At 42.3% G+C, this 12,571-nt stretch carries 7 protein-coding genes; all 7 read right to left on the reverse strand.

What is annotated here, in order from left to right:
- Positions 1 to 46: 46 nt before the first annotated feature.
- On the reverse strand, positions 47 to 1,186 hold the full coding sequence (locus tag OKW21_RS19990) for a TonB-dependent receptor domain-containing protein (RefSeq protein WP_277482563.1): 1,140 nt from the start codon (positions 1,184 to 1,186) through the stop codon (positions 47 to 49).
- Positions 1,183 to 3,540: a SusC/RagA family TonB-linked outer membrane protein gene (locus tag OKW21_RS19995; protein WP_277482564.1), complete on the reverse strand. Its 2,358-nt coding sequence runs from the start codon at positions 3,538 to 3,540 to the stop codon at positions 1,183 to 1,185. The genes OKW21_RS19990 and OKW21_RS19995 overlap by 4 nt, the downstream gene beginning before the upstream one ends.
- 72 nt (positions 3,541 to 3,612) lie before the next feature.
- Positions 3,613 to 4,641, reverse strand: a complete 1,029-nt coding sequence (locus tag OKW21_RS20000) for a FecR family protein (RefSeq protein ID WP_277482565.1) — start codon at positions 4,639 to 4,641, stop codon at positions 3,613 to 3,615.
- A gap of 165 nt (positions 4,642 to 4,806) precedes the next feature.
- A complete protein-coding gene (locus OKW21_RS20005) occupies positions 4,807 to 5,379 on the reverse strand; it encodes an RNA polymerase sigma factor (protein WP_277482566.1) in 573 nt (190 codons plus the stop codon).
- Positions 5,380 to 5,763: 384 nt separating this feature from the next.
- Positions 5,764 to 6,753 (reverse strand): NAD(P)-dependent alcohol dehydrogenase, encoded by a 990-nt coding sequence (locus tag OKW21_RS20010; protein WP_277482567.1) that lies wholly within the window; start codon positions 6,751 to 6,753, stop codon positions 5,764 to 5,766.
- A 917-nt stretch (positions 6,754 to 7,670) separates the two neighbouring features.
- Positions 7,671 to 10,898, reverse strand: a complete 3,228-nt coding sequence (locus tag OKW21_RS20015) for a PVC-type heme-binding CxxCH protein (RefSeq protein ID WP_420870116.1) — start codon at positions 10,896 to 10,898, stop codon at positions 7,671 to 7,673.
- A gap of 136 nt (positions 10,899 to 11,034) precedes the next feature.
- Positions 11,035 to 12,540 (reverse strand): RagB/SusD family nutrient uptake outer membrane protein, encoded by a 1,506-nt coding sequence (locus OKW21_RS20020; RefSeq protein ID WP_277482568.1) that lies wholly within the window; start codon positions 12,538 to 12,540, stop codon positions 11,035 to 11,037.
- Between the last annotated feature and the right edge of the window lie 31 nt (positions 12,541 to 12,571).

Genomic DNA, 12,571 nt, shown 5'->3' on the forward strand with positions numbered 1-12,571 from the left:
ATGAGTGTTTATTTTCAAAATTTTGTTGACGAAAATTTATCAAGCCTTAAAACTGAACTCTCAGATTAAGTCCATAGCTACGTACCATAGGAAGCGCAATATCCTGAGTACCGTTGATCTGATGTACCTGTTCAGGATCCATGTTTTCAGTCCATCTTTTAATAGTATACACGTTATTAGCAACTGCACTCAACGTAAGTCCTTGCACGGGTAAAAATTCGGTAAGCCCATTTAAATGTGTGAAATCATAGCCAATTGTGACCTGACGTAACTTCCAAAAACCTGCATTATAGACAAAATCCTCTCTGATGCGCGCATCAGCTTCATAATAGGTCTGTACGTCAACCTGGGTAGTATTAGAATTACCATCAGGCGTAACGCCTACTCCAATAACATACCCTTCTGCTCGTCCAACCAAAGTCTTTTTATGTTTCCCATGTCGTACATAATCAAATTCGGCAGAGGAGATTAAATCATGACCCAATTTGAAATCAACCAGGGCAGATACACTTAAACCTTTATAATTAAGCGTATTGGTAATGCCCCCTACCCATTTGGGAATAGCGCTGCCCAGGTGAATTTCTTCAGCTGTTGTTTCAGGCAATCCATTATTTGGATTGAATATTTTTCTACCCTGATCATCCCGTAGGTACCCTCTATTGTATATTTGCCCTAAAGGCAATCCTACTACTTGGCGAATTGTCCCTCCGATTGAAACATCACTACCATCTAAACCTAATTTCAGTACCTCAGAAGTGTTATAAGCGCCGTTAAATGTAACATCCCAGGAGAATGCATCCTTTTGGATGGGAGTTACATTAAGTAGTATTTCCACTCCTTTGTTAACACTTTCTCCTACATTAATTAATTGTGAAGTAAAGCCAGACGTATTGGAGATGGCAGCCTGTAAAATTTGATCTATACTCAGTTTATTGTAATAAGTGATATCAAAGTTAATGCGGTCAAATAGCTGTACGTTAAGACCAAACTCATACTCTTTTACTCTCATAGGACGAAGGTTTGGATTTGGAACAACACTTGTACCGATCGCTCCCAAAGGTTGTACAGAGGTAGGCCCCTGAAACAAATTACTATTAATAGTGTAGCCTAGCATATGAGAAAAAGGCGCAACATCGGTGTCACTGCCAACTTCAGCATATGCAGCCCTGATCTTTCCTAAATTCATCCAGTTAGGTAAACCTGCGAAGGCCTGTGAGAAAACAAAACTACCGGAAACTGAAGGGTAAAGCACACACTTCTCTCTTCGGGAGAAAGGGTGGAAAACCAATCGTTTCGTCCCGTAACACTCAGAAACAGGTAGTCATTATAGGAAAATTCTGCTGCTCCGTACAAAGAATTGACCCGGCGTTCAGAATATTCATAAAGTGGATCTCTAACCCTTGTATTGGCGATTGTATATAACCATGGCACGATAAAATCCTGTCCGCGTATACTGTTACGATCAGAGCGCTGATACATGATATTTCCTCCAAGCGTAAGGCTAAGTCCAAACTTCTCATTAAATTCCTGCTCAGCACCTATCAAAAAATCTGAATTGATTTCTCTGAACCTCCGCTGATCTTGAGTAACAGCTCCATTTATAAAACCCGGAGGTGCCGGAGATGTGCCTGCCATTAAAGATGGAAAATTGAGTTCCTGTTCACGGGAGTAGTAATCCTGTCCGACTCTGCCTTGTACATAGAGCCAGTCAGCAAAGTTATACCGCATAGTAATGTTACCATAGATTCGGTCCCTTTGAACATTATTGAAATGATCATTTACGGAGAGATAAGGATTGGTTCTGTTACGAAATCTAGAATAAATGATCTCATTGCCATTTTCATCCCTTTGGTATTTTTCTAAAAGATATAAAGGCATAGTGTTCGCCAGAGTATATATCGTCTTCGTGGATGTCATATCCTGAGCTACGATTTGCGGAGGGTTAGTATGAATCTCTCTGCTATAATTGAGATTTCCAGAAATACTAAATTTTGATGCGATATTTTGTGTGAACCCCAGACTGGCATTATACCTTTCAAAACCTGAATTGGGAGTGATGCCATCGTTATTAAGTTGAGATAACGAAAGGTTAAAACCTCCATTTTCTCCTCCGGAAGCAATAGAAAGGGTATTAGTAAAAGTAGACCCTCCATCGTAAAAATCAGTAATCTGATTTCGCTGTGGCACATAAGGCACTTCTTCTCCATCAAATAATACCTGCGTCATTCCCGGTTCTATTTTTTCACCAAAGCTCCATACTCCTGAATCGGGAAAAGGTGAAGTAGGCCTTACTCCTCTTTCTCCCTGCCCATATTCATACTGAAAGTCTGTATCATCAACAGCCCTGTCTATGGTAAAATTACTATTCCAGGTTATCCCTAGCCCTCTCTTTCCTCTACGGTTTTTAGTGGTGATCATGATTACTCCATCTTTGGCCCTGGAGCCATATAAAGCTGCTGCAGCTCCTCCTTTCAACACTGACATAGACTCAATAATATCTGGGTTGATGCTGATTAAACCATCTCCTGTGTCCGAGTTGTTTGCACCTTGAGTGCCACTGTATTGGCGCGTATTGTTGATTGGTATTCCGTCTACGACAATCAAAGGCTGGTTATCCCCAGCAAAAGCAGACTGTCCCCTAATCCTTATAGTACTTGAACCTCCTGCACCGGTAGCCATACCGGCGATATTTACACCAGCTACTTTCCCTTGTAAAGACTGTATGAAGTTGGTTGTACGGTTCACCGTTACTTGTTCTGACTCAACAGTTGATACGGCGTATCCTAATTTTTTTGTTTCTTTCTTGATTCCTAATGCCGTTACCACGACTTCGTCCAAACTTTGAACATTCACATCCATAGACACATCAATTTCTGACCTTCCATTCAATGTTACCTCCTGTGTAATGTATCCAATAGTAGAAAAGACCAATACGTCATCCTCATTGGGCACATTGATTGTATAACTCCCCTCCCCATCCGTGACTGTACCAATTGTAGTATTTTTTACAAGTACATTCACTCCAGGTAGTGGCCCTCCATCCTCTTTGTCTCTTACTACTCCCTGAATGACTCTTTCAATTCCCTCATTCTTCATTCTCAAAAACACTTTAGGAATAGAATATGACGTATTATGAAAAGCAGACGAATTATTCAGCTGAAGGTGTGCTGGATTATACTGAAGCTTGCTTTCTTCCTTTTTAGGATAAATCAGGTAGGTATCATCCCCAAATTTTTTGACCTGTAGCTGGAGAGGCGATAATATTTTGTTCAGATACCAGTCCACATCAGTCGGATTTTCTTTTATGACTTTAGAAGGAACCTTCTTATCTTTTATCATTGTGTTTGCATAATCAAAGGATATACCTAGTTTATCTTCCAGCGCAGTCAGGACATCCACCAGCGCTATTTGCTGTTCTTGTGGTTTCTGTGCCGGATTAGTTGAAGATAGAGCGAGAGACTGGGATATTCCAGGCACAACCATACCTACCATGAGTAGTAGCATACCAGAATAGAGAAGGGAGTAAAATAATTGAGCCATAACTTTTACATTAAAAATATATAACTATTTAAGATCTGTTCCGACTACTTCAAATGGTTAGAAAAGGCCTTTTTACTTTTTTTCAAACCAAACTGTTTTGCCTTGCCTTTTCACCCGCATATCATATAGCGTGGCTAGTTTATCGAACAAAAGCTCTACCTGCTCTACTGGTACTGACCCTGTATAGTGCTCTTGTAGCCAAACTTTATTGTTTGTTTCAATTTTCCATCCATAGGTATCTTCCAGCCGACGAAAAATATCGGCAACTGTTTGATTGTCAAAGCTAAGTTTCTGTTCCTTCCAGGAAGTATAAACTTTATCATTAACCGACCGTTTTGCCAGACGAGGCTGTTGTTCATTGAATTCAACCATTTCTCCAGGTTCAAGCATGAGCGAGTCTTTGAACGTATCATGTACTAATACGCTACCTTCACTCAGCACCACTTGCGCCTGTTTCTTTCTGCTTCGCACATTAAACGCCGTACCCAATACCTCTACCTGTATGTGACTTGTATGTACCGTGAACTTTACAGGCACCCCGCTGACCTGAACGTTTTTCTTTTTTTGCTTAGTTACATGAAAAAAAGCCTCTCCATCAAGCCATACTTCTCTTGTTTCTGCTGCAGTGTCCCAAACTGTTGCATAACGCAGTTGTGTATTACCGTTGAGTACAACTTCAGAGCCATCTGGTAAAATAACACTTTGTTGTTTTCCATAAGGGGTCACAATATATTGCCAGTCATGACTTTCTGCCTGCCACCAGAAATAATATCCAAAACTTAGCAATAATAAAACAGAAGCAGCGATAGCACGCCTTGGTATGCTCCTTCGGTAAAATGAAACCGGTTTTGCATCACCCATACTTGCCTGAATTTGTTGCCAATCTTGTTCTAAATAATTAGCAACAGAAGCCGTTTCCTTTGAAATAAGCGCTATAATTATTTGTCTTGCCTCTTCTACTTCGGTTCTCTTTTCAGGATGCAAATACAACCAAGATTGCCAGAAACTCTCATGATGCACAGTTGGAGCAGTTACCCATTCATAGAAGAAGGCATCTTGTACAAACTCGTCAATAGTGAAACTTTTATATTCCTCTTCCAAGAGATCTTTAGTTTTACTATTATTAGGAAGGGAATAGCAAGAATCTAACGGTTGTTTCTTGAGTTTTTTTACTTTTTTTCATCCTCTACAATAAAAAACTGATATACTTATAGTTGTCATATCGTAAACAGGATTACGTTGCCAGTATGGCAATAAGATAAGACGCTATAGAAAAAATAGCATCAATAGAAAAAATTGATCAGTTGGTTTTTTTAGTAGCCGACGTAAGTTTGTCATGGCTAGGTAAGCTAAATTATACACGGTGTTGATATGGATATCCATACGTTCTGCTATACTCTGATTATCCATATTTTCATAAAAGCGAAGATAAACCACTTCCTGCTGTTTGTGGCTTAAACTCTGAATCGCATCTTGGATCTTCAACATTTGAAGACTTGTTTTTTCTGAGGCGATCAAATCATCTTCATGTGAAGACTGAATAGTAACAGCCAACATATTCTGAGTGTGTACTTCCCGTTGTGCATTCAGTTGCTTGACAAGCAGTCGACGCATTCCTTGATAAAGGTAGGGCCGTACTTGATTCGTATCTCCAAGATGCTCCCGCCTTCGCCATAAATCAACAAATAATGTCTGGACGGTATCTCTAATTGTTTCAGTATCAGTAGTAAAACGATATCCATAATGGTATATGGCAGTGTAGTGTAATCGGTACAGTCGCTCAAATGCCTGCCGGTCACCCTTACGAAATGCATTCCACAGGTTTACTTCATTTTTCAATTGAGATATTGATATTATTAATGAAATTGTAATAACAGCTCTTATTTAAACAAAATATTGGCGATATGAAAATTTACATTAATAAAATTATCTACGCGTGAAGTTATGTCTCCAGAAACTGGTATTAAAGAAAGTCGTAGCTACCTAGATAGTTGTTATTTAAACAAGCTTTAGTTTTCTTCTTTTCTGATAGCCTATCTCTGATTTAGTAATTTTAAATTGTTTGGACTGATTTTGAGGAAACTTTGTCTTACAGTTTTGACTTCTGGTAGTTGCTAAGCTAGTAGCAACCAAGTCTAGCAAAGGTTTGAATTATGCGCTCAGTTAGATCATAAGAACAAAACTTTTGGTTTGCTACTCAGCACAGTTGACGCAAACCCCGGGCTAGTAAGATGTGCTTTTTCGTCTTGCATCTACCTCTGCTATGTCTTCCCATAGCATGGCCACTTTTCCCCGGGTGCGCATGGCTTCAATATAACCTATGGCTTCTGGGATGTCTTTGTAAGAATAAGTCTTCTCTACGTATACTTGGACTTTTCCATTTTGAATTAAAGATGCTAGTGTCTCTAAATCTTTGGTGTTGGCTTTCGCTGTAAATTGCTGTAGTGGGAATTTACTTGTAGCTCTCTTCAAGAGCAAAGATATCATATGACCCAAGCTAGTAAAACCTACCATAACCCCTCGCTGGCCCATGCGTTTGTAGTCTGAATGAAAAAGATTGCCATGTGTGTCAATGATGAGGTCGTATTTCCCATTGTGATGATGGATATTTTCTTTATCATATGCAATCACTTGATCAGCACCTAAAGCCTTGACAAAGGCAATGTTTTTACTGGAACAAACAGCTGTTACTTTAGCCCCATAGGCTCTTGCAATTTGTACCGTAAAATGACCGACACCTCCTGAAGCGCCATTGATGAAAACTGACTCTCCCTCTTTAAGTTGTCCATGATTGACAAGTGCCTGCAAAGCTGTTAGTCCTGCGATAGGAACACAGGCCATTTCAGCAAAACCTGTTCCCTCAGGCATTTTGCTACATTCATTGGCTACTACAGGTGTATATTCAGCAAAAGCCCCGCCTTCAAGGGATTCTCCAAATACCCGATCGCCAACCTTAAAATGCTTTACATGTCTGCCTACTTCCTCCACGATGCCTGCAAAATCAGCCCCCAGGATTTTATTTGTGGGTTTGAACAATCCGAAAGAGAAGCGTGCAAAAAAGGGTTTTCCCCGAAGAATATGCCAGTCAGCGGGATTAGCTGAATTTGCTACAACTTTAACCAGGAATTGGTCATCTTTCAAAGAGGGCTTTTCTACCTCTTCCAGTTGAAGCACTTCAGGTCCTCCATACTTTGTCTTTGTAAAGGCTTTCATCCTGAATTGTTTTATCTGCTTTACGAATGGCTAATATTTTATACTCCGTTTTTAAGAAGATGCATTTGATAGACTGATGAGTGAACTCATCGTGATTATCTACAATATAATGCTTCACTATGGGCTTCACAATAAATTGTCTCAAGCAATTCGGTGACCTATTCCGTGACCAGGCCTATTTTTATTTCACAAATTGCTGGTTTTCAGTTGTTTGAAATTATTATTCAGAGCGATACACTCTGCATCTTTAATTCATTGACTCACAAAACCCTTCAAATTTTAAGATTTGAAGGGTTTCTTGTTGTTACGCCCTACATTTTATTCACCAATTCTTATTTCTTAGGTTACCTATTCGGTGAGCTTTTTGAGCAAATCACTCTCATAGATTGTATTTAAATGATATGTTTTAGCGCATACAAAACAGAATAACTAGCCCTACTTTTATACGCTAAACAATGCGTTCTTCGTCTAAAAAAAAAATTGTTGCTCAGTGGTATTGCCAGGTAGAAGCTTCACTAATAACACAACTTTTACTATTCTTTTTTCTCTCTCTTATTCATTCGGCCATCGCATACTCTTCAGAAAAGATGAAAGAGTTCTAGCTGATGAGAACCGAAGGATAAAAGAACTCAATGAGAAGTTCATGCAAGTGAAAGTGAGTAAATCTTTAAAGAGGAAGCTTACATTTATATAATCAGTTTTTAGTCACTTGTAAATCATTCTTTAGCGTATTAACATAAATCAAAATTATAGGCTGAAGGAAAATGAGCTACAAGTGACAGAATTGGAAATAATGTTAAATCAACAAAATCAAGCTCATAATTTTGTGCAATTATTCATATCATTTTATCTCCCTCCGGGTCGGTAATGTCATTCCCGGACTTTTCAGTTTCCAAATCAAATAATCTTTTATCATCTTATTTGCTGGACAGCTTTTTTTCCAGCGGATGTTCACGGAGTAATTCGTCAGGAGAATAGAAGCCTGTCTGTCCAGATACTTCCTCCCTCACCACTCTAACTTTTTCAGGATCAATGGCGGAGGACTGGTTACCGAAGGAGTTACGCACAAAGGTAAGTACCGCAGCTACTTCCTCATCATTTAGCATGCCGCCAAATGGTGTCATCGGTACCTGCCCGGGGTATTCTTTGCCTTTTACTTCAATAGGGCCCATCAGGCCTTTAAGCACAATTTTGATCAGCCGCTCTTCGCTTCCATTGACCCAGGGAGTTTGCGACAGCGGAGGAAAACCAGAAGCTGTCAGCCCTTTTCCATCCAGCTGATGGCAGGTACTGCAATATCCCTCACGATTATATATTTCTTTCCCTTTCAGAAAGAGTTCTCTTTCTTTACCCTTCAGCGAGGTTTTTACTGCTATTTCTTCTTTCTCCTGCCGAGGGTGTCCATTCAGATGCGCCAGCGCTGTTTCATAAGCATCAATGATCCAGTCATCCAAAGGTTGTTTACCCGCAGCTTCTACGATAGGCAGCCCCACCTCTTTGTCTAGCCAGGAGGCAGCAGTGATGGCCTCCAGCCTTACCCTGCCATGCTTGTCATTGGCTGCCTGCATCAAAAGTTCGGGCTGATCTTCTATCTGATGGGCGTTATAACGCAATACGCGCACCGCAGCTGCCCGCACATGGAAATCTTCTGACCGTAACAACTGGCGTAGCAGGGATTCATCCACTTTGTTGAACCCCCAGCTTACCCACAGGGCTTCCAGAAGGTGGTGTTCGTAGCGTGGATCATCCTGATCCAGGCGGTCTATCCAGTTGTAGAGGCTGGCCTGTACTTCTGAGGCGGCATAGCGGCGAAGCTCACGGCGGCTACGCGAGCGGGTTCTGTACTCCGGAAGCTTCAGGTTGTCCAGCAGCACTTCTATGCTGGCACCATCTACTTTGGCAGGCTCTATCAATGGGCGAGAAGGATAAGTGACTCTGTAGATACGTCCGTGTACATGATCACGGTAAGGGTCACGAGCATTATGCTGCATATGCCCGATAAGCACATTGTGCCAGTCTGCTATATACAGTGAGCCATCAGGGGCAAACTCCATATCTACCGGACGAAAGTTTTTATCTTCGCTCCAAATCAAGTCATAACGGTGTTCACTATGATAGCCAGTGCCATCATCTATCAGCTTATGTTGCTTGGTGCCCAAAAAGCCAATGGTATTATTGATTAGCAGATCGCCTTGCACCTCATCAGGAAAGTGACGGCTGGAGACAAACTCTAAGCCGGAAGTAGGGCGTACCCTATGGGCCTCTTCTATCAGATTTCTGGACTTGGGAGTCACTACCCCATACATAGGCTTAACGGTACCGGGCATCATCCAATGCACATCAGGGCCGGAAGTATCGGCAAAGAAATCCTGTCCCCACTCATCAAAAGCAATACCCCAGGGGTTAGGGATATAAAGCTGGGCGGCTCTTTCCAGTTTTTTACGGTTAGGATCATAGCGATAAAATCCACCATTGGTGCCTCTTACCGGGCCATAGGGGGTTTCTACACTTGTACGTAAAAATGTCCCCTCTCCCATATAAATCGCTCCAGAAGGATCGGTAGTATATGCACTGTGTGCATGATGCGTGTCATGATCATCAAAACCACTCAACAGAATTTCGTGGGTATCTGCACGATCATCTCCATCCAGGTCCTGATACAGCATCAGGTTAGTTCCCTGAGAGATGTATACGCCCTCAGCGGCTATGGTAAAACCCAGCGGTAAGTGAAGACTATCAGCAAAAGTAGTTTGCTGGTCGGCACGGCCGTCACCGTCCGTATCTTCCAGAATAATAAGTTTGTCGTTGGGCTTAGCGTCGCCGGGCTTATAGTGAGGGTAGCTGGGCATGGTAGCTACCCAGAGGCGCCCTTTATTGTCAAAAGCTATCTGCACAGGGTTGGCCAGGTCATCAAAGTCCTGTTCGGAGGCAAATAGCTCTATTTTGTAACCGGGAGGCGTGTGCAGTTTGTCTAAAGCATCCTGACCATAGAGGTATTCGGGATTGCCGTTTTTCTTACTGGGTTTGTAATTGGTTTTGATATCAGGCAGCTTTTTCGTTTTGGCATCTGCAGCAGCCAGATCCATTTTTTTGCCCTGGGCAGCCTGCCAGATGGCTTCATCACGTAGGGCGGTCATCTCTCGGATTTTCTCAATCTCAGCAGGATAATTTTCTGGCCCGAAAGGGTTGTAACGGCGCCCGTAGGCATGTACTCCGTTTGGTATTTTATAATCGTTGTGCCACATCCAGTTCTTCTCCATCACTGCGGCATGCACCAGCTCACGATGCGCTGCAGCTTCGGCCTCTTTCTCTCCGAAAAGTTTGTTGACCAAAGATTCAGAAAACTTCGCATAAGCTGCATCAGTAAGTTGAAAGCCATCTATGGTAAGAGGTGCTTCGCTCTCCTGATACCAGGATTTAGTAGGGGAATACATATCTACAAAATGAACCCCCTCATATTTTGCCGCTACCTCTTCCATCGCTTGAGCATACAAGGATAGATTAGCGTTTTCCTGCTGGCCATCAGGAAGATCAAACTGATCAGAAAGGTCTTCAAATGCAATAGGCGATACCAGGGCCAGTTGAGGAGCATGCTCACCATTGTACTGCTGGTCGAGCGTATGCTGCACAAACGCATCCAGCTCAGCCTTATAACTTTCTATTCCACTTTCTCCCTGAAATGACTCGCTATAACCAAAGAAAGCGATGATGATGTCAGCTTCCAGTCGCGTAAGCCATTGGTCTTCTGTTTCAAAATGACCTTTGCTGTCGGAGTTGAGTCCTTTGTCGGTAGTGGAGAAATGTCCGCTGCTATCAGGGTAGTTGGCCAGGGCAGTCTGGTATTTTTCTGCTCCGGGAAATGCCCAGGGAGAGTTTCGGCTGGCATGCGGCCTGAAGCCGGGGGTATTGCCGCCATCGCTCATGTTACGGATAAAAAGGAGGCTGTCTGGGTAGCGTAGCTGAAGTTCGGTCTCAAAGTAACCGTAGTTCATCATCCTTGAACTCAGGTTGTTACCGATCAGCAGGATGTGGTCACTTTTTGAAAGCTTTAGTTTTGGGGTTTCTGATGAGCTGCACCCCCATATGCAGGCAGCTATAATGCCCATGCATATAGTGTGGAAGAGTGTTCTGAAGCTGGTTGTCATGTATTAGTTGTTATCGTAGAGGGTATGCTTATCTGTTCAGCCTTGTAGGCGTTTGTATACTCAAAGCAGAGAAGATAAGTGAAGCTTGTCACCTATCCTCTCTTCAGTATATGAGAATTATAGCGTATGTGTCTGATTAATATCCTTCGTTTTGTACCAGATGTTCGTTGTTTCTAAGTTCATCTGTAGGAATAGGATAAAGAAGCTCTCTTTCAGTTAGCGTAGGGCCGTTGATGAACTGATAGCCTACATAATCTTCAAACTCCAGGGTGTTGAGGTTAAAGCCTTTTCTGATTCTCACCATATCAAACCAGGTTTTGTTTTCGTAGCTCAGCTCATGCCAAAGCTCTTTCCACACCGCTTCTCTAAACTCATCTTTACTCAGTCCGGAGAGCTCAGGCAGCTCTGCCCTTCTACGAATTTTATTCACTGCTTCATAAGCTTCAGCAGTAGGCCCTGAGACTTCGTTGGAAGCTTCTGCGTAAATGAGTAAAACTTCAGCATAGCGTATAAGAGGCCAGTTAAGGTCACTGCTAGCCGTATTAAGATTGGCTTCTACATCAAAATGCTTATACAGATAGTAGCCCCCCAGGTTGATAGTATCTGACCTATCGGCTTTAAGTGAATAGTAGTGGTAATAAAACTGTTTTTCTTCGGCTCTCTTATCGCCGGGCTCGTAAGACTCCACAAATTTTTCTTCTGCAAAAATAGCCCCTGTCTGTGCAGAATAGGCAGAGATGTTCTGGTTATAAGGGATAATAAGAGGCTGCCAGTTCGCTGGATCTACAAACGCAGCAAACTGTACCATAAAAATGTGCTCTCCTGTATTTTTCAAAGCCGGGTCATGCAAGTCGTCATAGCCAGGGAAGAGGGCAAACTCGCCTGAGTCAATCACTTCTTTGGCTTTATTCGCCGCTCTTTGATAGTACTCACTCCCTTTTTGCAAAGGATAGCCCGCCATGGTAAGGTATACACTAGACAACAAAGATTTTACAGCACCCAGCGTAGCTCTCCCATCGGGGTCGGTGTATGGAAGTCCAGACTGCTCTGCTTCTATCAGATCAGCTACAATCAGCTCATACACTTCTTCTACTGAAGACTGAGGGGGGTAAAGTATGGGCGAATTCAAATCCACAGGCTCGGTAATCAGCGGTATTTCACCAAAAATTCTTACCAAGTTATAATAATAGTATGCACGTAAAAACCTGGCTTCGCCCAGCAGCCTTTGCTTGAGGCCTTCATCCATAGTGATACCAGGGATATTAGCCAGGGCAATGTTGGCATTGGCTATTCCACGATAGCTGCTGTTCCAGTGGGTTACACCATACCCATTGTCCGAAGTATTAACCAGGTCACGAATGATCTGACTATCTTGGGCTTGCCCCAATTCGGTATTGGCTAGGCCGGTCTGAAACTCCAGCATCAGCCAGGGGCTTCCTCCGTAGCCTCCCCCCCTGATATCTTTCAGGCTGGCATAGATGGAAGTTATTGCACTTTCGGCATGCCCTTGTGTTTGAAAATAATTTTCAACAGTAAAATTAGACGGATCAGATTCATCCAGAAAATCAGTACAGGCAGTACCCATCATAGAAAGTAGTGCTACAAGGCACAAAGAGCAGTATGTATTTATATTAAATTTCATAGTATTATCGTTTTTCTGTCAGTCAGGAATT

It is taken from the genome of Catalinimonas alkaloidigena (assembly GCF_029504655.1).
GTDB classification, from domain to species: Bacteria; Bacteroidota; Bacteroidia; order Cytophagales; family Cyclobacteriaceae; genus Catalinimonas; species Catalinimonas alkaloidigena.